The sequence below is a fragment of the Nocardioides sp. CER19 genome, assembly GCF_029846275.1.
Classification (GTDB): domain Bacteria; phylum Actinomycetota; class Actinomycetes; order Propionibacteriales; family Nocardioidaceae; genus Nocardioides.
Genome location: NZ_JARVWS010000001.1, coordinates 531,545 through 552,242 on the forward strand (window position 1 = coordinate 531,545; position 20,698 = coordinate 552,242).

19 protein-coding genes are annotated in these 20,698 nt (G+C 73.1%); 11 read left to right on the forward strand and 8 right to left on the reverse strand.

The window, feature by feature from the left end; all coding sequences use genetic code 11:
* Positions 1-54: 54 nt before the first annotated feature.
* Complete coding sequence (mgrA, locus tag QDS12_RS02645; protein ID WP_279876666.1) at positions 55-1,116, reverse strand: L-glyceraldehyde 3-phosphate reductase; 1,062 nt, start codon at positions 1,114-1,116, stop codon at positions 55-57.
* Between the two features lie 64 nt (positions 1,117-1,180).
* Here mgrA and QDS12_RS02650 point away from each other — a divergent pair, with 64 nt between their 5' ends.
* From QDS12_RS02650 to QDS12_RS02660, 3 genes are all read left to right on the forward strand, one after another.
* The gene (locus QDS12_RS02650; RefSeq protein WP_279876668.1) at positions 1,181-1,645 is read left to right on the forward strand and encodes a PGPGW domain-containing protein; all 465 of its coding nucleotides are present in this window, start codon (positions 1,181-1,183) and stop codon (positions 1,643-1,645) included.
* A gap of 205 nt (positions 1,646-1,850) precedes the next feature.
* On the forward strand, positions 1,851-2,603 hold the full coding sequence (locus QDS12_RS02655) for a glycosyltransferase family 2 protein (RefSeq protein ID WP_279876669.1): 753 nt from the start codon (positions 1,851-1,853) through the stop codon (positions 2,601-2,603).
* A gap of 17 nt (positions 2,604-2,620) precedes the next feature.
* Positions 2,621-3,781, forward strand: coding sequence for a PQQ-dependent sugar dehydrogenase (locus QDS12_RS02660; RefSeq protein ID WP_279876670.1), 1,161 nt, complete (start codon positions 2,621-2,623; stop codon positions 3,779-3,781).
* Positions 3,782-3,846: 65 nt separating this feature from the next.
* Here QDS12_RS02660 and QDS12_RS02665 read toward each other — a convergent pair whose 3' ends face one another.
* Positions 3,847-4,317: a PGPGW domain-containing protein gene (locus QDS12_RS02665; RefSeq protein WP_279876673.1), complete on the reverse strand. Its 471-nt coding sequence runs from the start codon at positions 4,315-4,317 to the stop codon at positions 3,847-3,849.
* Positions 4,318-4,387: 70 nt separating this feature from the next.
* Between QDS12_RS02665 and recC the strand changes: the two genes are divergently transcribed.
* From recC to QDS12_RS02690, 5 genes are all read left to right on the forward strand, one after another.
* Positions 4,388-7,771, forward strand: a complete 3,384-nt coding sequence (recC, locus tag QDS12_RS02670; protein ID WP_279876675.1) for an exodeoxyribonuclease V subunit gamma — start codon at positions 4,388-4,390, stop codon at positions 7,769-7,771.
* Positions 7,771-11,124, forward strand: coding sequence for a UvrD-helicase domain-containing protein (locus QDS12_RS02675; protein WP_279876676.1), 3,354 nt, complete (start codon positions 7,771-7,773; stop codon positions 11,122-11,124). The genes recC and QDS12_RS02675 overlap by 1 nt, the downstream gene beginning before the upstream one ends.
* A complete protein-coding gene (gene recD / locus QDS12_RS02680; RefSeq protein WP_279876677.1) occupies positions 11,121-12,905 on the forward strand; it encodes an exodeoxyribonuclease V subunit alpha in 1,785 nt (594 codons plus the stop codon). The genes QDS12_RS02675 and recD overlap by 4 nt, the downstream gene beginning before the upstream one ends.
* A 100-nt stretch (positions 12,906-13,005) precedes the next feature.
* Complete coding sequence (locus tag QDS12_RS02685; protein ID WP_279876679.1) at positions 13,006-13,191, forward strand: DUF1918 domain-containing protein; 186 nt, start codon at positions 13,006-13,008, stop codon at positions 13,189-13,191.
* Between the two features lie 94 nt (positions 13,192-13,285).
* On the forward strand, positions 13,286-13,900 hold the full coding sequence (locus tag QDS12_RS02690) for an ACT domain-containing protein (protein WP_279876681.1): 615 nt from the start codon (positions 13,286-13,288) through the stop codon (positions 13,898-13,900).
* 76 nt (positions 13,901-13,976) lie between these two features.
* Here the strand turns inward: QDS12_RS02690 and QDS12_RS02695 are convergent, their stop codons facing one another.
* Positions 13,977-14,441: a nitroreductase family deazaflavin-dependent oxidoreductase gene (locus tag QDS12_RS02695; protein ID WP_279876683.1), complete on the reverse strand. Its 465-nt coding sequence runs from the start codon at positions 14,439-14,441 to the stop codon at positions 13,977-13,979.
* A gap of 55 nt (positions 14,442-14,496) precedes the next feature.
* On the opposite strand from QDS12_RS02695, the gene QDS12_RS02700 reads away from it, so the two are divergent.
* On the forward strand, positions 14,497-15,432 hold the full coding sequence (locus QDS12_RS02700; protein ID WP_279876685.1) for a 1,4-dihydroxy-2-naphthoyl-CoA synthase: 936 nt from the start codon (positions 14,497-14,499) through the stop codon (positions 15,430-15,432).
* Positions 15,433-15,483: 51 nt separating this feature from the next.
* On the opposite strand, the gene QDS12_RS02705 is transcribed toward QDS12_RS02700, so the two are convergent.
* Together QDS12_RS02705 and QDS12_RS02710 are read right to left on the reverse strand one after the other, a co-directional pair.
* Complete coding sequence (locus QDS12_RS02705; RefSeq protein ID WP_279876687.1) at positions 15,484-15,885, reverse strand: arsenate reductase ArsC; 402 nt, start codon at positions 15,883-15,885, stop codon at positions 15,484-15,486.
* A 41-nt stretch (positions 15,886-15,926) separates the two neighbouring features.
* Positions 15,927-16,643, reverse strand: coding sequence for an aquaporin family protein (locus QDS12_RS02710; RefSeq protein ID WP_279876688.1), 717 nt, complete (start codon positions 16,641-16,643; stop codon positions 15,927-15,929).
* Between the two features lie 60 nt (positions 16,644-16,703).
* Between QDS12_RS02710 and QDS12_RS02715 the strand changes: the two genes are divergently transcribed.
* The gene (locus tag QDS12_RS02715) at positions 16,704-17,372 is read left to right on the forward strand and encodes a helix-turn-helix domain-containing protein (RefSeq protein WP_279876690.1); all 669 of its coding nucleotides are present in this window, start codon (positions 16,704-16,706) and stop codon (positions 17,370-17,372) included.
* Here QDS12_RS02715 and QDS12_RS02720 read toward each other — a convergent pair.
* The 3 genes from QDS12_RS02720 to QDS12_RS02730 all read right to left on the reverse strand — a co-directional run bounded on the left by QDS12_RS02720 (position 17,354) and on the right by QDS12_RS02730 (position 20,206).
* Positions 17,354-17,560, reverse strand: coding sequence for a hypothetical protein (locus QDS12_RS02720; protein WP_279876691.1), 207 nt, complete (start codon positions 17,558-17,560; stop codon positions 17,354-17,356). The two genes, QDS12_RS02715 and QDS12_RS02720, sit on opposite strands and share 19 nt — an antisense overlap.
* 29 nt (positions 17,561-17,589) lie before the next feature.
* On the reverse strand, positions 17,590-18,750 hold the full coding sequence (locus QDS12_RS02725; protein ID WP_279876693.1) for an MFS transporter: 1,161 nt from the start codon (positions 18,748-18,750) through the stop codon (positions 17,590-17,592).
* Between the two features lie 76 nt (positions 18,751-18,826).
* On the reverse strand, positions 18,827-20,206 hold the full coding sequence (locus tag QDS12_RS02730; protein ID WP_279876695.1) for an NAD(P)-binding domain-containing protein: 1,380 nt from the start codon (positions 20,204-20,206) through the stop codon (positions 18,827-18,829).
* Between the two features lie 84 nt (positions 20,207-20,290).
* Between QDS12_RS02730 and QDS12_RS02735 the strand changes: the two genes are divergently transcribed.
* A complete protein-coding gene (locus tag QDS12_RS02735) occupies positions 20,291-20,650 on the forward strand; it encodes a metalloregulator ArsR/SmtB family transcription factor (protein ID WP_279876696.1) in 360 nt (119 codons plus the stop codon).
* The last annotated feature ends 48 nt before the right edge of the window (positions 20,651-20,698 follow it).

Here is a 20,698-nt window from a genome sequence, read left to right on the forward strand (position 1 = left end):
GGTTCCCTCCATTTCTCGTGAGTCCCCGGTGACGTCTCCTGGTGAACCTGGCGCTCAGTCGACCGACTCGCGCGCGCCTCGCCAGATGTCGATGCCGCCGTCCACGGCGTGCTCCTCGATCGCGGTGAGCTCCTCGTCGGTGAACGCCAGGTTGGCCACGGCGCCGACGTTGGCGCGGATCTGGTCGCCGCTCGACGCGCCCACCAGCACCGACGTCACGCGCTGGTCGCGCAGCGCCCAGGCGAGCGCCAGCTGCGCCAGCGACTGACCGCGCGCGGCGGCGATGTCGTTGAGCGCACGGATGTGCTTCAGCGCCTCGTCGCTGATGAGGTCGGGGTCCAGCGACTTGCCCTGGCTGGCCCGGGAGCCCTCCGGGATCCCGCGGAGGTACTTGTCGGTCAGCATTCCCTGCGCCAGCGGCGAGAACGCGATGCAGCCGGCGCCGACCTCCTCGAGGGTGTCGAGCAGCCCGTCGGTCTCGATCCAGCGGTTGAGCATCGAGTACGACGGCTGGTGGATGAGCAGCGGCGTGCCGAGGTCGGCCAGGATGGCCGCGGCCTGGCGGGTCAGCTCGGCACTGTAGGAGCTGATGCCGACGTACAAGGCCTTGCCGCTGCGCACGATCGCGTCGAGCGCGCCCATGGTCTCCTCGAGCGGAGTGTCCGGGTCGGGCCGGTGGTGGTAGTAGATGTCGACGTAGTCGAGGCCCATCCGCTGCAGCGACTGGTCGAGGGAGGCGACGAGGTACTTCCGCGAGCCGCCGACCTGGCCGTAGGGGCCCGGCCACATGTCCCAGCCGGCCTTGCTGGAGATCACCAGCTCGTCGCGCAGGCCCTTGAAGTCGCATCGGAGGTGGCGGCCGAAGTTCTCCTCCGACGAGCCGTACGGCGGCCCGTAGTTGTTGGCCAGGTCGAAGTGCGTCACGCCCAGGTCGAACGCGGTCCGGAGGATCTCGCGCTGGCGGTCGAACGGCATGTCGTCGCCGAAGTTGTGCCACAGACCGAGGCTGACCGCCGGGAGGGCGAGGCCGCTGCGGCCGGTGCGTCGGTAGGGCATGGCGTCGGGACGCGAGTTGTCGAGGGAGTCGTAGCGGGTCGGGTCCGGCACGTAGGTCATGGCGACCATCCTGCCCCGTCGTGGAGCGGCCGCCGGGTTGACCTCGTCTGACACCCTCTGGGATGTGAAGCGCCTGGTCCTGGAGACGCTCGGCTGGCTGCTCGTCGTCGCGGGTGTGGCCGCGCTGGTCCTGCCTGGACCGGGGTTGCTGATGATCTTCGCCGGCCTGGTCCTGCTGTCGCAGCAGTACGAGTGGGCCGAGCGCCGGGTCGAGCCGGTGCGGCTGCGTGCCCTGCGCGGTGCCGCCGACAGCGTCGAGACGTGGCCGCGGATCGCCCTCTCCACGCTCGGCGCCCTCGCGATCCTGGCCTTCGGCATCCTGTGGGACGTGGACCCGCCGGCGCCGGAGTGGTGGCCGCTCGAGGCGTCGTACTGGCTGCTCGGCGGCGTCTGGACGGGCCTGACGCTAACCCTGTCGGGGCTCCTGGCGCTGGCGCTGCTCGTCTACAGCTATCGACGTTTCCACGGGCGGCCGGAGGCGCGGACCGAGCTCGATCGCGAGATCGAGGAGGCCGACGAGGAGAGCTGACCTGCACACGGCGGTAACGAGGGGCCACGCGAAGGCAACAGTCCCGGGCCGGTGCCGATGCTCGAATCGCGGCGCTGACCTGCGTAGACGGTCCGCAGTTTACCGTTCTGTTAGTGGTGGCGAGGCGCCGGTCGGAACCCTAGTGTCAACGCTGGCGATTCGTCGGAGGGGGTCCGACGGGCGCCGCTCAAGGGGGAGCACCGTCATGGGGCAACAGAGAAGTGTCTCGCCTCGCGTCAGCATCGTCGTCCCCGCGCTCGACGCGGCGACGAACGTCTACTTCGTCCTCCGTCAGCTGCCCGACGCCGACGAGGTCATCCTCGTCGACGCCGGCAGCGTCGACGGCACGCCCGACGCAGCACGTCAGGCCCGACCCGATGTCCAGGTCCTCATCCGTCCCCACGCGTCCCGCGCGACGGCGCTCGCGGCCGGTATCGAGCACGCGAGCGGCGACGTCATCGTGACGCTGCCCATCGACGGCTCCGCCGACCCCGAGGAGATCCCGGCGTTCGTCGCCGCCCTCGTCGAGGGCGCGGACGTCGCGAAGGGGTCGCGCTACCTCGGCTCGTCCGACGTGCCGGCGGCCGGCGACCGAGCGCTCGCATGGCTGGGCAAGCGGCTGCACGGCGCCGCCCTGACCGACCTGGGCTACGGCTTCTTCGCCTTCTGGGCCGACCAGCGCGAGCACCTCCGGCCGTCGGGGGAGGAGGGCGGGTCGTGGTCCGAGCCGGCCGACGTCGCCGTCGTCTGCCAGCTCGCCAGGGCCGGCGCCACGATCGTCGAGGTGCCGTGCCGGCGGATGGCTCCGCTCTTCGGCACCGACGAGCTGCGCGGTCCGGCCTCGTTCTTCCTCGGTGCCCGGGCCGTGCTCGCCGAACGGCGCCGTGCGCGTCGTCGGGGCTCCTCGGCGGCGGTCCGGTCGACCGGCGGGGTCGGCCAGGAGCGCTCGACCGCCTGAGCGCTACCGTGCGAGGCATGGGCGACCTGCCGGCCTCGCGGCGCGCCGTGCTCTCTGCGTCGGTGCTGGCGCCGCTGCTCGCCGCCTGCGGGTCGCCGCGCTCCGAGCGGCACCCACCGGCGGCACCGGCGTCCCCGACCTCGTCTCCCGCGTCGGCCCCTGCGCCGACTCCTGCATCACCGACGACCTCGGCCGCACCGTCCCCGCCGGCACCCGCGTCGGGGCCGCCCCGGCTGCGCCAGGCCGGCACGATCGCGGAGGACCTCGCCGTCCCGTGGGGCATCGCGTTCCTTCCGGACGGCAGCGCGCTGGTCGGCGAGCGTGACACCGCCCGCGTGCTGCGGGTTGCTTCCGGACGCTCTCGGGAGATCGGCTCCGTGCCGGGCGTGGTGTCGACGGTCGACGAGGGCGGTGAGGGTGGGCTGCTCGGCCTGGCGCTGCACCCCTCGGGCGACTGGCTCTACGCCTACCACTCGACCGCCGACGACAACCGGGTCGTGCGGATGTCGTTCGACGGGCGCTCGCTCGGCCGGCCACAGGTCGTCCTCGACGGCATCGCGACGGCGATCCACCACAACGGCGGCGGTCTGCGGTTCGCGCCCGACGGGCTGCTCTTCGTCTCGACCGGCGACGCCGAGGACTCCTCCAGGTCGCAGGACACCGGCTCCCTGAACGGCAAGGTCCTGCGGGTCACCGACCGGGGCGGCGTACCGTCGGGCAACCCGTTCGGCAACCGGGTCTGGTCCTACGGCCACCGTAACGTCGAGGGCCTGGCGTTCGACGCCGAGAAGCGGCTGTGGGCGTCGGAGTTCGGGGACAAGGGCTTCGACGAGCTCAACCTGATCGTCAAGGGCGGCAACTACGGCTGGCCGGAGGTCGAGGGAAGCGACGGCGCCGGCGGCTTCCGCGACCCGATCGCCCAGTGGCCGACCGACGAGTGCTCCCCGAGCGGGATCGCGGTCGTGGGCGGGTACGCGTTCCTCGGCGCGCTGCGCGGGGAGTGCGTGTGGTCGGTCGACCTCGCCTCGGGGAAGTCACGTCGGTGGCTGGAGGGCCACGGCCGCATCCGCATGGTCGCCGCCGCCCCGGACGGGTCGCTGTGGGTCGGCACCTCGAACAAGGACGGTCGCGGGTCGCCCTCGGCCCACGACGACCGGATCTTCCGCGTGACGATCTGAGGTCTGTCAGCGCGGGCGGGACGGCACCTGCCGTCATGGCGCGACGTCTGTGCGGAACCCTCGCGTCACCGCAGGGCGGCTGACCGCTCCTTCGGCGGGCCCGACTCGAGCTCGGCGACCAGGTCGGGCCGGTGGTGGAAGCGCTGCCAGGCGTAGCCGACCAGCACCAGCGTGACGAGGCCGGACAGGGCCTGGCTGACGCCGGCCCAGAAGCCGCCGGGCAGCCAGGTCCAGTCCGGGAGGACCCACCACGAGGGCTGCGGCGGCTTCCACAGCCAGAGGGCGCCAGACCCGGTCAGCGCCACCGTGACTGCGAGCGTCCACAGCGCCTTCGGGATGGTGACGACGCCGCGGGCGGCGCTGAGCAGCGCCCGGTGGCGGAGCGCGTCGACGTACCGACGGGCCCAGGCGTAGCGCTCGGCGAGCAGCGCCATCCCGACCGCCATGAGGAGCAGGCCCGGTCCGGGTAGCGGGAAGAGGACGACGCCGACGAGCAGGAGGACCCAGCCCGACGCGGTCAGCAACGCGCTCCTCACGCGGGCGACAGTGGCATCCGAAGGTGTGCGGCAGGTGAACTGTCGCCGCCGATCGGTAAGTTGCGGCGCGATGGCGCTCCACCTGCACCGCGCCCCGCGCACCGATCAGCTCGCCGACGCCCTCGGCGAGCTGCTCGCCGTGCCGCCGGGCGACCCGTTCGCGACCGACGTCGTCGTGGTGCCCGCCAAGGGCGTCGAGCGATGGCTGAGCCAGCGGCTGTCCCACCGGCTGGGGGCGACCCCGGGGCGCCGCGACGGGGTGTGTGCGGGCGTGGAGTTCCGCTCGCCGTGGTCCCTGTTCGCCGCGCTTCGAGACAGCTCCTCCCTCGGCTCCTCAGGGTCCGGCGACGAGGACCCGTGGGCGCCGGAGTCACTGGTCTGGCCACTGCTCGCCGCGATCGACGACTCCCTCGACGAGCCGTGGGCAGCCACCCTCGCCCGGCACGTCGGTCACGGGCTCGCGGGCGAGGAGGGCGACCTGCGCCGCGGGCGGCGGTTCTCGGTGGCGCGTCGGCTCGCGGGCCTCTTCGCGTCGTACGCCGTCCAGCGCCCGGGCCTCGTCGCCGACTGGTCGGCCGGGCGCGACACCGACGGGTGCGGGCAGCCGGTGCCCGACGACCTGGCGTGGCAGCCGGCGCTCTGGCGACGGCTGGTGGCCCGCGTCGCCGCACCTGCGCCGCACGAGCGGCAGGCGGAGACGCTCGGCCGGCTGCGCGCCGATCCCGGGAGCTTCGACCTGCCCGAGCGCCTCTCGCTCTTCGGTCACACCCGGCTTCCGCTCACCAAGGTCGAGCTGGTCGGTGCGCTCGGCGAGCACCGCGAGGTCCACCTGTGGTTGCCGCACCCCTCCGACGCGCTGTGGGAGGCGCTGCGCCCCCTGGTGGCGGCAGGAGCGATCCCGCGCGACGAGGACCGGTCGCACGACGTCGTCGGGCACCCGTTGCTGGCCACCCTCGGGCGCGACGTGCGCGAGCTGCAGCGCACGCTGGCCACGGTGGCTCCGGAGGACGAGGCGGTCGCGGGGGCTCCGGCGACGCCCGACGACCTGCTCGGCTGGCTGCAGGCCGACCTCCGGGCGAACGCCGTCGGCGACGCCTCGCGGCGCGCGCTCGATCCCGCCGACCGGAGCGTGCAGGTCCACGCGTGCCACGGCCCGGCCCGCCAGGTGGAGGTCCTGCGCGAGGTGCTGCTCGGCCTGCTCGCCGACGATCCCACCCTCGAGCCGCGCGACGTGCTCGTCATGTGCCCCGACATCGAGACCTACGCGCCGCTGATCGCCGCCGGCTTCGGGCTGGCCGAAGTGGTCGGCGAGGACGGCCACCCGGCCCATCGGCTGCGGGTCAGGCTCGCCGACCGCGCGCTCGACAGCACCAACCCGCTGCTCGCCGTGGCCGCCCGTCTGCTCGACCTGGCCGGCGGTCGGGCGGGCGTGGGCGACGTCCTCGACCTCGCGCACAGCGACCCGGTCCGGCGCCGGTTCGGGTTCCGCGACGACGACCTCGACCAGCTCGCCGACTGGGCGCGCGAGGCGGGCATCCGGTGGGCGTTCGACGCCGCCCACCGAGCTGACTTCGGCCTGGAGGGCTACGTCGCGAACACCTGGGAGTTCGGGCTCGACCGCCTCCTCTCGGGCGTCGCGATGTCCGACGACGCCCAGGCCTGGCTCGACCGGACGCTCCCGCTCGACGACGTCGGCAGCGGCGAGGTCGACCTGGTCGGACGGCTCACCGAGTTCGTGCACCGGCTGCGCGACGTCACCGATCGGCTGGTCGGCGCGCGGCCGCTGGAGGAGTGGCTCGACGCGCTCGAGGAGGGCGTCGCCGCGCTGACCAGCGTGCCGTCGACCGACGCGTGGCAGGGCGGCCAGGTCTCCCGCGAGCTCGGCCGGGTGCGGCAGGCGGCCGGCGGCACCGACGTCAGCGAGCTGCGCCTGCCCGACGTGCGCGCCATGCTGGCCGACCGGCTCGCGGGCCGCCCCACCCGCGCCAACTTCCGCACCGGGACGCTGACCGTCTGCACGATGGTCCCGATGCGCTCGGTGCCGCACCGCGTGGTCGCGCTTCTGGGCCTCGACGACGGCGTCTTCCCGCGGATCGGCACCGTCGACGGCGACGACCTGCTCGCCCGCACCCCGCTGACCGGCGAGCGCGACGCCCGCACCGAGGACCGACAGCTCTTCCTCGACGCGATCATGGCCGCGAGCGAGCGGCTCGTGATCACCTACACCGGCGCCAACGAGTTCTCCGGGCAGCGCCGGCCGCCCGCCGTACCCCTCGGCGAGCTCCTCGACGCGCTCGACCTGACGGCCACGACCGACGGCGATCAGCGGGTGTCCGAGACGGTGACCGTGCGCCACCCGCTGCAGCCCTTCGACCGGCGCAACCTCGAGGCGGGCGCGCTGGTGCCGCGCGTGCCGTTCAGCTTCGACCAGGCGGCGCTGTCCGGCGCCAGGGCGGCTCTCGGCGTACGCACGCCCGTGCCGCCGCTGCTCGCCGCGCCGCTCCCGCCGGCGTCCGCCGACGACGTCTCCCTCGACGAGCTGCTGGACTTCTTCAAGAGCCCGGTCAGGGGCTTCTTCCGGCAGCGCCTCGACCTCGCTCTCCCGCGCGACGAGGAGCCGCTCGACGACGGCCTGCCGGTCGAGATCGACAGCCTCGCCCAGTGGTCGGTCGGCGACCGGGTGCTCGGTGACCTGCTGCGCGGGCTCGACAAGGAGCAGGCCCGTCAGCAGGAGTGGCGGCGCGCGCAGCTGCCGCCCGGCCAGCTCGGCTGGCGGCTGCTGTCCGACATCATCGGCAAGGCCGAGCCGCTGGCCCGCGAGGCGCTCGGGCTGCGCACCCGCGCGGCCACGTCCGTCGACGTGGACGTCGACCTGGGCGACGGCCGCCGGCTGCGCGGCACCGTCCCCGAGGTGTACGGCGACCGGCTGGTGCCGGTCTCCTACAGCCGGCTCGGTGCGACCCACCGGCTCCAGTCGTGGATCCGGCTCCTGGCGCTGGCCGCGACCGACGAGGACCGCGCCTGGACCGCCCACACGCTGGGCCGGCCGACCAACAGCAGGTCCCGGACGCCGTACTCGCTGTCCCAGCTCGGCCCCCTCGACCACACCGCCCGCGACGTACTGCGCGACCTCGTCGCCTTGCGCGACCACGGGCTGACCGCCCCGCTGCCGCTGCCGCTCAAGGCGTCCTTCGCCTACGCGCGGCAACGCCGCACCCAGGCGACCACCGACGCCGCCCTGCAGAAGGCCGGCTGGGACTGGGACGACGGGCGCTTCCCCGGCGAGCAGTCCGACCCCGAGCAGGTGCGTGCCTGGGGTCCCGGCGCCGGCATCCCGGGGCTCGACGCCGTGCCGGGCGAAGGCGAGACCTACCCCGGCGAGAGCACACGCTTCGGCGCCCTGGCGCTGCGGCTGTGGAGCCCGCTGCTGATCGCCGAGCAGGGGAGCTTCTGATGAGCACGTTCGACGTCTGTGGTCCGCTGCCGACCGGCACGACGCTGCTCGAGGCGAGCGCCGGCACCGGCAAGACGTTCACGGTCGGTGCGCTCGTGGCGCGCTACGTCGCCGAGGGCGTCGCCGAGCTCGACGAGCTGCTCGTGATCACCTTCGGCCGCGCCGCCAGCCAGGAGCTGCGCGAGCGGGTGCGCGCCCAGCTGGTCGAGGCGCAGCGCGCGCTGGCCGACCCGACGACGGCCGACCGCACCAACACGCTCATCGACTTCCTGCTGCGCGACGGCGCCGACCACGCCGCGATGCACGGCCGGCTCACCGACGCGCTCGCCGGCTTCGACGCCGGCGTGATCGCGACGACCCACCAGTTCTGCCAGATCGTGCTGCGCTCGCTCGGTGTCGCGGGCGACACCGACGCCGGTGCCACGCTCGTCGAGTCGCTCGACGAGCTCGTCGTGGAGGTCGTGGACGACCTCTACCTCGCGACCTACGGCGGTGAGCGGACCCCGCCACCGTTCGACCGGGACGCCGCGCTCGCCCTCGCCCGGACCGCGATCGAGGACCCGCAGGCGGTACTCGCCCCTGCCGACCCGGAGGACCTCCGGGGGAGCGCCCGGGTCACGTTCGCCGATGCGGTCAGGTGCGAGATCGACCGCCGCAAGCGCCGGCTCGGGATCTTGTCCTACGACGACCTGCTCAGCCGGCTGGCGTCGGCGCTCGAAGGGGCGGACGCGCCCGCCCGGGCCCGGATGCGGCAGCGGTGGCGGATCGTGCTCGTCGACGAGTTCCAGGACACCGACCCGGTCCAGTGGCAGGTGCTCGACCGGGCGTTCACCGGCCACGCCACCATGGTGCTGATCGGCGACCCCAAGCAGGCGATCTACGGCTTCCGCGGCGGCGACGTCGTCACCTACCTCGAGGCCGCGCGCACGGCGGCGACGAGGGCGACACTCGGCACCAACTGGCGCACCGACGGGCCGCTCGTCGAGCGGCTCCAGGTCATGCTCCAGGGCGCCGCGCTCGGCAACCCCGACATCGTCGTCCGGCCCGTCAACGCCCACCACGAGGCGACCCGGTTGGTCGGCGCCCCCCACCCCGCGCCGCTGCGGCTGCGGCAGGTCAAGCGGGACGGGTTCCGCCTGACCCGCGCCGGGCTGATCTCGGCGCGGGACGCGCGGGGCTTCATCGCCGACGACTGCGCCGCCGACATCGCGACGCTGCTCGCCTCCGGCGCGACCTGGTGCGACGCCCCCGTCCGAGCGGGTCAGGTCGCGGTCATCGTCGCGACCCGGGCCGAGGGCCAGCTCGTCCAGCACTCCCTCGCCGCGCGCGGCATCCCCGCGGTCATGACGGGCGGGGGCGATGTCTTCCTCACGCCGGCCGGCGACGCCTGGCTCACGCTCCTGGAGGCGCTCGAGTCACCGCACCGCTCCGGACTGGTCAGGGCCGCGGCGCTCACCTGCTTCCTCGGCCGCACCGCCGCCGAGCTCGATGCCGGCGGCGAGGAGCTCACCGCCCGCATCGCCGACACGCTCCGCGGCTGGGCGCTGCTGCTCCGCGGACGCGGCGTGGCGGCACTCGTCGAGGCGGCGGAGGAGCGCGGCCTGACCAGCCGGGTGCTCGCCGAGGAGGACGGGGAGCGGCTGCTGACCGACGTACGCCACCTCGGGCAGCTGCTCCACGAGGTCGCCCTGCGCGACGGGCTCGGGCTGACCGCCCTGCTCGGCTGGTACCGCGACGAGCGCCGGCGCACCGCGGCGACCGAACGGCCGCGGCGGCTCGACTCCGACGCCGCTGCCGTGCAGGTCGTCACCGTGCACGGCAGCAAGGGCCTGGAGTACCCGATCGCCTACCTGCCCTTCGCCTACCAGTACTTCCCCTTCCCCAGCGAGGTCGCCCGCTTCCACGACGACTCGTCCGATCCGCCGCGGCGCACGCTCGACGTCGCCGGCAGCGGCGCGCACTGGCCCGACCACCTCGCCCGACACCAGGCCGAGGAGCTCGGCGAGGAGCTGCGCGAGCTCTACGTCGCCCTGACCCGTGCTCAGTCCCAGGTCGTCGCCTGGTGGGCGCCGACCACCAACACCCCCACCGGCCCGCTCCACCGCGTGCTGCTCGGGCGCCGCCCCGGCGACGCAGTCGTCCCCGATCAGATGGACGTGCGCGACGACGACTACGCCGCCCGCGTGCTCGCCCTCATCGAGGAGATGGGCGGTCCGACCCACGAGCTCGCGGAGATCGCCCCGCCGGTCGCCGCCCCGGAGCCGGAGCCGATCGGTGCGCTCGCGGCCCGCACCTTCGACCGCTCGGTCGACACCGCCTGGCGCCGTACCTCCTACTCCGGCCTGATCCGCGTCGACGAGACGACCCCCGGCCCGGCCGACCACGTCGGCTCCGAGCCCGAGGTGACCGCCAAGGAGGACGACGACGTCGAGACGGGGGTTGTCGCCCCTCGAGATCCGGGTTCTGGCCCCCTGAGCTCGGTGTCGTCGCCCATGTCGGACCTCCCCGCGGGCGCGACGTTCGGCTCGCTGGTCCACGCCGTCCTCGAGCACGCCGACCCGGAGGCGTCCGACCTCCGCCAGGAGCTGCTCGGCCACGTCAGGGAGCAGCTGCGCTGGTGGCCGGTCGACGCGACGCCCGACGACCTCGCGGACGGGCTGCTGCCGCTCAACCACACCTCGCTCGGACCGCTCGCCGACGGACTCACGCTCGCGCAGATCCCGCTGCGCGACCGGCTGCGCGAGCTCGAGTTCGAGTTCCCGCTGGCCGGCGGCGACGGCCTCGACGGCTTCGACAGCTTCGACGGCCGAGGCCGGCGAGATCGACGAGATCGACGAGATCGACGAGACGGCGCCGACGTCCTGCTCCGCGACCTCGCCGGCCTGCTCCGCGAGCACCTGCCCGCCGACGACCCGCTCCGGCCGTACGCCGACCGGCTGCAGACTCCCGCCCTCGGCGACCAGGCGCTCCGCGGCTACCTCTCGGGCTCGGTCGACGTCGTCCTCCGCCTCCCGTCGGGACGGTTCGTCGTCGTCGACTACAAGACCAACCTGCTCGGCGACCAGACCGCCGCCGACTACGCGCCGGACCGGCTCGCCGAGGCGATGCTGCACTCGCACTACCCGCTCCAGGCGCTGCTCTACTCGGTGGTCGTGCATCGCTTCCTGCGCTGGCGGCTGCCCGGCTACGACCCGGCGACCCACCTCGGCGGGGTCCTCTACCTCTACGTCCGCGGCATGCTCGGCCCCGAGACGCCCCTCGTCGACGGGCACCCGACCGGTGTGTTCTCCTGGCAGCCTCCGGCCGCGCTGGTGCTCGCACTCTCGGACCTCCTGGACGGTGAGCGACGATGATCGAGCGCTGGGAGAGCGACGACCCGCGGGACGCCCGGCTGGCGCTGGGCGCGACCGGGCTGCTGCGCGAGTTCAACGAGGCCGGCGTGCTGACGGCGGCCGACGTGCACGTCGCCACCCGGACGGCCGAGCTCGTCGGAGAGCCGGCCGACGACGTACGCCTGGCTGTCGCACTCGCGGTCCGCGCCGCGCGGCTCGGCTCGGTCTGCGTGGACCTCGCCGGCCTGCCGGAGGAGGACGGGACGCTCCCGTGGCCCGACGCCGACGGTTGGCTCGACCGGGTCGCCGCCAGCCCGCTGGCGAGCGGGTCGGTGATCCGCGTCGACGGCGGCCTGCTCTACCTCGACCGCTACCACCGCGAGGAGGGCCAGGTCCGCGACGACCTGCTGGCGCGTCTCGCGACGCCGCCGCCGGTGGTGCACGAGGGCACGCTGGCGGCCGGCGCCGAGCGGCTCTTCCCCGGCGCGGGGTACGCCGAGCAGCGGGCCGCCGCCCTGGTCGCAGCGCGCCAGTGGACCACCGTGCTGACCGGTGGCCCGGGCACCGGCAAGACCACCACTGTCGCCGGCCTGCTCGCACTGATCGGCGAGCAGGCGGTGCGGTCGGAAGGGCGCCCGCTGCGGATCGCGCTGACCGCACCCACCGGCAAGGCGGCGGCGCGGCTGCAGGAGGCGGTCGAGGACGCCCAGCGGGCGGAGCGGTTCATCGCCGACGACCGCGCCACCCTCGGCCACCTCCATGCCAGCACCCTCCACCGGCTGCTCGGCTGGCGCCCGGGCTCGTCGACGCGGTTCAAGCACCACCGCGCCAACAAGCTGCCGCACGACGTGATCGTCGTCGACGAGACGTCGATGGTGTCGCTGACGATGATGGCCCGGCTGATCGAGGCCGTCCGGCCCGACGCCCGGCTGATCCTCGTCGGCGACCCCGATCAGCTCGCCTCGGTCGAGGCGGGTGCCCTGCTGTCCGACCTGGTCACCGGACTCGCGCAGCGGGCACCCGGGACGGTCGCGGCGCTGCGGACCACCCACCGGTTCGGCGCGGCGATCGGCGGGCTGGCGGCCGCGCTGCGCGACGGTGCCGCCGACCGGGCTCTCGAGCTGCTCACCTCGGGCGACCCGGCGCTCGAGCTCGTCGACCCCGACGACACCGCCGCCATGGACGCCCTCCGGGCCGACCTCACCCGGCAGGCCGTCGCCGTCCGCGACGAGGCCCTCACCGGCGACGCGCCCCGTGCGGTCGCCGCCGCGGACACCCACCGCCTGCTCTGCGCGCACCGCGAGGGGCCCTGGGGTGCCGCGTACTGGAACCGCCAGATCGAGCGCTGGCTCGGCGAGGCCACCGGCGTCCCGGTCGGGGCCGCCTGGGGCCACGAGTGGTACGCCGGCCGACCCATCCTGGTCACCGCCAACGACTACGGCCTCGACCTGTTCAACGGCGACACCGGCGTGGTCGTCCAGGACGGCGACAGCCTCACCGCGGTCATCTCGGGACCGCGCCTGGCGACGTACGCGCCCTCGCGGCTCGGCGACATCGAGACCCTCCACGCGATGACCGTCCACAAGAGTCAGGGCAGCCAGGCGCGCGGGGTGACTGTGCTGCTGCCGCCGGAGGACTCGCCGCTGCTGACCCGCGAGCTGTTCTACACCGCCGTCACCCGTGCCCAGGAGCGGGTGCGGGTCGTCGGCACGCCCGAGTCCGTGCGGGCTGCGATCACCCGTCGCGCGCTTCGCGCGACCGGGCTTCAGCGCCGCCTCGCCGACGGCCGACCACCCGCCTGAGGCTGCGTGAGGCTGGCTCGGGTTTGTCCGAGGTGACCCTTGTCGGGGCCGTCGCTCACGGCGCAGAGTGGAGGGACCCGAGCGACGAGGAGGCACGCCGATGCACGCCAACGTGGGTGACCACCTGATGGTCGAGGGCCACACGGTCGGCGAGGCCCGCCGTGAGGGCGAGGTGATGGAGGTGCGGGGCGACGACGGCTCCCCGCCCTACGTCGTGCGCTGGACGGACGGCCATGAGGGCCTCGTCTGGCCCGGGCCCGACGCGCACGTCGAGCCGCCCCGCTGACCCACCGCCGGCCGTCGCCCGGAGCCGGACCGGGCGCTCGTCCAGGACACGGTGACGAAGTGCCGCCGAAACGTCGGGCCGGTACTGTCATCGGGTGCCCTACCTGCTGCGCGTGGAGCTGCCCGACGTCCCCGGCTCGCTGGGCCGGCTCGCCGGCGCGATCGGTGAGGCGGGCGGCGACATCGAGGCGATCGAGATCGTCGAGAAGAGCCACAGCGGCTTCGCGGTCGACGACGTGCTCCTCGAGACCGCCCCCGGGTCGATGCCGGACTCGATCGTCTCGGCCTGCAACGCGCTGGACGGCGTACGGGTGATCTGGATCAGCCGCTACGCCGCGGGCGGCAACCTCTTCCTCGACCTCGAGGCCGTCGAGGACCTCACCGAGGTGCCCGACGAGGCGCTCTCGCGGCTGGTCGACGTGCTGCCGCACACGTTCCGCGTCGACTGGGCCATGCGCATCCACCGTGTCAACGGGCTCATCGCGGGCAGCGAGTCGGCGCCCGCCGACCTGCCGTTCGTCGACATCGACCGGGCCTGCCGGCTCGAGGTGGAGGGCGACCCCGACGACGAGACGCTCTACGCCGGCGCGCGCATCGACGGCAACGAGATCGTCGTCATCGGTCGTCGGGGCGGCCCCGAGTTCCTCGACTCCGAGCTGGCCCGGCTGGGCCACCTGGTCAGCCTCGCCGCCTCCATCGCCCGACCCTGAACCTCGACCCTGAACCCGGGCACCTGACCTTCCGAACCCTCCGGCCGGCGCGTCGCGCTCAGAACGTCAGGGGGCCTCAGTCGACGGGCTCGAGGAGGAACAGCGGGATGGTCCGCCCCGCCGCCTCGGCGCGAGGCTTGTAGTCCGCGTAGGGCTCGTAGACGTCGACGGCCCGCGCCCACCACTCGTCGTACTCGGCCTGGTCCTCGATGAGGCGGGCGCGGTAGAGCTTGGGCTCCGGCCCGTCCTGGAGCTGGACCGTCGGGTTGGCGACGAAGTTGTGGTACCAGATCGGGTGCTCAGGCGCGCCGCCCTTGGACGCGACGGCGAGGTAGACGCCGTCCTTCTCCACGCGCATGACCGGGTTCTTGCGGAGCTTCCCTGACTTGGCGCCGACGGAGGTGATGACCACGACCGGCCAGTCCTTGCGGCCCTGGAGGTACCACCCCTCCTTGCCACCGGTCGACTCATAGAGCTCGACGTTGTCGCGGACCCACTGCTGCGTGCTGGGCTGGTACTCGCCCTCGAGGAGATCGGTCATGTCCATACAGTGCCCGAGGGGTGGGGCCGTATTCCGCGCCGATAGCCTCACCGGCATGAGCGCGATCGACGGAGTGTCCGAGATCTTCGACCCGGCCGACTGGGACGACGTCCCAGGCTTCGAGGACCTCACCGACCTCACCTACCACCGGGCGAAGGCGCACGGCACCGTCCGGATCGCGTTCGACCGGCCGGACGTCCTCAACGCGTTCCGCCCGCACACGGTCGACGAGCTGCTCCGCACGCTCGAGCACGCGCGTACGTCGGCGGACGTCGGCTGCGTCATCCTGACCGGCAACGGGCCGAGCGCGAAGAACGGCAAGTGGGCGTTCTGCACCGGCGGCGACCAGCGGATCCGCGGCAAGGCGGGCTACCAGTACGAGGAGGCCGGTCACGACGACGCCGGCGCCCCGCCCAGCCCGATCGACAAGGCCAAGCTGGCCCGGCTGCACATCCTCGAGTGCCAGCGGCTGATCCGCTTCATGCCGAAGGTCGTCATCTGCGTCGTCCCCGGCTGGGCGGCGGGCGGCGGCCACAGCCTGCACGTCGTCTGCGACCTCACGCTGGCCAGCCGCGAGCACGCGCGCTTCAAGCAGACCGACGCCGACGTCGGCTCGTTCGACGGGGGCTACGGGTCGGCGTACCTCGCCCGCCAGGTCGGCCAGAAGTTCGCCCGCGAGATCTTCTTCCTCGCCGAGGAGTACGACGCCGAGACGATGCACCGGATGGGCGCGGTCAACCGCGTGGTCGAGCACGCGCAGCTCGAGAAGGTCGCGCTGGACTGGGGCCGGATGATCAACGGCAAGAGCCCGACCGCGCAGCGGATGCTGAAGTACTCCTTCAACCTGCTCGACGACGGCCTGGTCGGCCAGCAGCTGTTCGCGGGCGAGACCACCCGGCTGGCCTACATGACCGACGAGGCGCAGGAGGGCCGCGACCAGTTCCTGGAGAAGCGCGACCCCGACTGGTCGCCGTACCCGTGGTACTACTAGTTCCAACTGTCCTCGCAGGTCAGAGCCCTATTCGACCTCCGTGCGTCCGCCTCAGGCGCTGAGTGACTCGATCAGCCGTTCGATCCGGGCCCGGATCTCGTCGCGAATCGGGCGGACGGCGTCGATGGCCTGGCCGGCGGGGTCGTCGAGCTTCCAGTCCTCGTAACGCTTGCCGGGGAAGTACGGACACTCGTCGCCGCAACCCATCGTGATCACGACATCGGACGCCTGCACGGCCTCGGTCGTGAGGACCTTGGGCTGGTTGCCCGCGATGTCGATGCCTTCCTCCGCCATGGCCTGGACGGCGACCGGGTTGATCTGGTTCCCGGGCTGGGAGCCTGCCGAGAGCACCTCGATGCGATCACCGGCGAGATGCTGGAGGTAACCGGCGGCCATCTGCGAACGACCTGCGTTGTGGACGCAGACGAACAGGACGGTGGGCTTGGCGGTCATGTCGGGCTCCTCGTGGGGTCATGGCTGGGGTCGAGCGACGGTCAGTGGATCTTGGGGATGACGACGTCGTCGGCCTTGGCTCCGGCGTCAGGGTAGAGAGCGACCGTGACGGCGATGCCGACGGCGAGGCCGATCAGCTGCATGGCGATGAACGGCAGGACCGAGGCCGGGGCGATGCCGGCGAAGGTGTCGGAGAAGACGCGGCCGATCGTGACGGCCGGGTTCGCGAAGGACGTGCTCGAGGTGAACCAGTACGCCGCCCCGATGTAGGCGCCGACGGCGGGTGCGGTGATGGCGCCGCGCTCGGTGCGGACGAGAGCGAGGATCAGCGCGATCAGGCCGGCGGTGGCGACGACCTCGCCGACCAGGTGGCCGGTGCTGGCGCGGTGATGGGTCGAGATGTGCGTGCCGACCTCGAACATCACGTTGGCCAGCACCGCGCCGCAGATGCCGCCGGCGACCTGGGCGATCGTGTAGGCGCCGACGTCCGGAAGCCGGAGGCCGGTGCCGGTACGGCGGCCGAGGAACCAGTCCGCCAGCGAGACCACGGGATTGAAGTGCGCGCCTGAGACCGGCCCGAACCACAAGATCAGCACCGCCAGGCCGAAGACCGTCGCAGTGGAGTTCTCCAGCAGCTGGAGGCCGACCTGGTCAGGAGAGAGCTGCTCGGCGGCGATGCCGGAGCCGACCACGACGGTGACGAGGAGGCCGGTGCCGAGGAACTCAGCCAGAAGTCGGCGAGCAAGTGGTGCATTCACGGCTGCATCTTGACCGCCTAACTTTGCTCAGTCAATCTTGAGACAATGAACACTGAGCGAATGTCGGAGCTTGAGCGCAGGGCGGCGGTGCATGCTGCGCTCGGTGACGTGGCGCGCCTGCGAGTCGTCGACACGCTGAGACTCGGCGACGCGTCGCCGTCCGAGCTCTCCACCGCGTTGGGTATGCCCTCGAACCTGCTCGCCTTCCACCTCAAGGCGCTGGAGTCTGCTGGCCTCATCACCCGGCACCGCTCGGAGGGCGACGGCCGACGTACGTATCTGCGGCTGGTCAGGGATGCGCTCGACGGCCTTGGTCTCGGGCAGCTCTCCGCCCCGGAGCGGGTGGTGTTCGTCTCCACGGCGAACTCGGCACGGTCCCACCTCGCCGCCGCGTTGTGGCGACGCGCCAGCGACATCCCGACGGCTTCGGCAGGCACGCACCCGGCTGAGCGCATCGATCCTGGCGCGGTCGAGGCGGCCGGCAGGCGCCAGCTACCACTTCCCCGAGTACGGCCCCAGCACCTGGACGAGGTCCTCAGAGACGGCGACGTCGTGGTCACCGTGTGCGACCGTGCCCACGAAGAGCTTCGGCCGACGGCGGCCACCCGCCTGCACTGGTCGATTCCCGATCCGGTCCGGGTCGGGACCGAGGCGGCGTACGACGCCGCCTACGACGAGCTGGCCGCACGCGTGGTCGACCTCGCCCAGCGCTACCCACGCGCCTCCTGAGCACCGCGGCGCTCCGGCGTCGCCTGCGGGAAGGGCTCGACGAGAGCACCGTCCACGCCGAACTCGAGCGCGCCCGGCGCCAGGCCTGGGGTCTCCTGGACCATGCGGAGCCAGGCGACCTCCACAGCGGTCGCGTCGTTGCATCGCAGGCTCGATGCCGAGACCGAGGAGTCATTGCGCCTGAGCATGCACTTCCCCGATTTCCACCGCGGCCAGCTCACGCTGCGCGCGCCTCGCTGACGGGCTCGCGGGTGCCGGGTCGAGAACTCAGGACCGCCAGCGCAACGGCCGCGACGGACAGCCCGGCCAGGATGAGGAACAGGGCGCCGTAGCCTCCGGTGGCTGCGGCCAGGCCGGCTCCGAGGGCTGGGGCGAGGGCGGCGGCGATGGAGACGGGTGCGTTGTAGACGCCGCTGAGGGCGGCGTACCGCTTCGGGCCCCAGTGGTCGGTGACCAAGGTGGCGCCGACGAGGGTGAACAGGCCCCGGGCGGCGCCACTGACCACCGCGATGGCCACCAGCAGGCCCGCCGGTCCGGGCACCACGGCGAGCGCGACCAAAGTCGCAGACAGAAGCCCGATGACCGCGGCGGCCCGCGCGGTCGGTGCCATCCGGCGACTCAGCGCTGGGTAGGCGAGACGCCCGGCGACCTGTCCGGCTCCGCCGATGCCGAGTGCCCAGGCCGCGAGACCGGTGCTCAGTCCGCGTGAGGTCAGCAGCGGCACGAGGTTGACCAGGGAGGCGTACATCGCCAGAGACGTCAGCGTGCCTGCGGCGGTCAGCAGGATGAAGGGGCGGCTGGTCACGACGCCGCGGTCAGCGCTCGAGCGGGCACTCGTGGCCCTGGTCGAGCCGGTCCAGGGGTGCTTCAGGGCGACTGCGTGAGCAGGGAGTGTTGCGAGCAGGACGATGCCGAGGAGCAGGTAGGTGCGTCGCCAGCCCACGGCGCCGTCGAGGGCGCTGGTCAGGGGCGCGAAGATGGTCGACGCGAACCCGGCGACCAGCGTGAGCGTGGTGACCGCCTGAACCCGACGCTGGCCGAACCACTCGGTCACTGTGGCGAACGCCGGCGGGTAGAACAGGCCGGTACTCGCGAGACCGGCGAGCACCCAACCGAGGATGAAGACCGGGAGCGTCGGCGCGAGTGCCACCACCGCGACCGCCACCGCACCCGACAGGCTGCCGAGCGTCATCACTGCGCGTGGGCCGTGCTCCTGAAGGGCGCGACCGACCGGGATGCCCGCGACCCCGCCGACGACGCTGCCCACGGAGAACGCCGCCACGACAGCGGTGTGCGACCAGCCGGTGTCCTTCGAGATGGCCGGCGCCAGGACCGTGAAGGCGTAGTAGAGGACGCCGTAGCCGATGGTGACCGTCACGCACAGCGTGACGAGTACAGGCCGGCGGGAGCCAGGCACGGATGCCTGCCCCCCGCCGTCTGCGTCGAGCGTCTCGTCAGCCACAACCGCCGCTCGAGGTCCCGCAGCTGGACGCGCCTCCGACGGAGAGGCTGGCGGGACCGCCGATGGTGAGCAGGGCCGGGGCAGGTGCGCAGCAGCCGCCGCCCGAGGCGCTCTCGGGGTCGTCGTAGAGGCCGGAGCCCCCGCACACGCCGGTGTCGGGCAGGACCAGCTCGATCCGCTCGGCCGCCTCGACGTCACCGGCGAGCATCGCCGCGATGCTGCGGACCTGTTCGAAGCCGGTCATCGCCAGGAACGTCGGTGCGCGGCCGTAGGACTTCATCCCGACGACGTAGAGGTTCGGCTCCTGCGCGTGGGCCAGGTCGCGGGCGCCGGTGGCCTGGACCGAGCCGCACGAGTGGATGTTGGGGTCGATCTCGACGGCGATGTTGCGCGGTGCCTCCAGCGTCGGGTCCAGGTCGAGGCGGAGCTCGGAGAGGAACGACAGGTCCGGGCGGAACCCGGTCAGCACCACCAACGAGTCGGCCGGCGCGAGCTCGCGGCCGTCCTCGGCCACCACGACGGCACGGCCCGTGTCACCTTCGCTGGCGCGCCGGATCTCGGCGGTCCGGAAGCCGGTGACGACCTGGACGCGGCCGGCCTCGACGGCCGCCCGGGCGCGCAGGCCGAGGGCGCCGCGCTGCGGCAGCTGGTCGGCCTCGCCGCCGCCGTAGGTGGTCGCGGTCGAGCCACGGCGGAGCACCCACGTGATGGTGGTGTCGGGGTGCTGCTGGGCGATGCGGTCCAGCTCGATGATGGCGTTGAGGGCGGAGGCGCCGGCGCCGAGCAGCACGGTGTGCTTGCCGGCGTAGCGGCCCGGTGCCTGGCTGTCGGGCACCGAGTAGGTGACCAGGTCGGAGTTCGCGGTCTCACCGAGGGCGGGCAGGCCGTCGGCGCCGGCCGGGTTCGGCTTGCGCCAGGTGCCGGAGGCGTCGATGACCGCGCGGGCCTCGAGGCGAGACTCGTTGCCGGCGGCGTCGGTGAGGTGGATGGTGAAGGGCTGCTCGCCACGGTCCGCGTCGACGAGGCGGTCGCGGCCCTTGCGGGAGACGCCGGTGACGCGAGCGTCGTACCGGACCCGCTCGCCGAGCACCTTGCCCAGCGGGGCGAGGTACTGCTCGACCCATTCGGCTCCGGTCGGGTAGCCGCTCGTCGGGGCGGTCCATCCGGTCCGCTCGAGGAGGCGGGCGGCGGCCTGGTCGACCAGCTCGGACCACTCCGAGAACAGTCGGACGTGGCCCCACTCGGCCACAGCCGCACCAGGGCCCCGGCCGGACTCGAGCACGATGGGATCGAGTCCCCGCTCGAGCAGATGGGCCGCGGCCGCCAGGCCCTGTGGCCCCGCCCCGATCACGACGACAGGCAGGTCGGACATACCCACTCCTTGCATAGACGTTCTTCGATGTGACAACCATGATCCTCGCATCGACAAATGTCAATGTATCCGTAGAATGGGGCTATGGCGACCTCCCTTCCGCTGATCGAGCCGGCCGGGCTCGCTGCCTGCTGCTCGCCCGTCACCGGCGGAGTGGTGAGCGATGAGACCGCCGAGACGCTGGCGCGGATGTTCAAGGCGCTCGGCGACCCGACGCGGGTCAAGCTGCTCTCGATGATCGCGGCCTCCGAGGACGGCGAGGCGTGCATCTGCGACATGACCGAGCCAGTCGGGCTCAGCCAGCCCACGGTGTCCCACCACATGAAACTCCTCGTCGAGGCGGGCTTGGCCACGCGAGAGCAGCGGGGTCGCTGGGCCTACTTCCGGGTCGTGCCGTCGGTGTTGGAGTCGCTCGCGACAGCACTCACCCCCGCCGCCGGATGACGGCGCTCGCCGAACCGATCCGGCGGGCGATGGACGGCGGACGGCGAC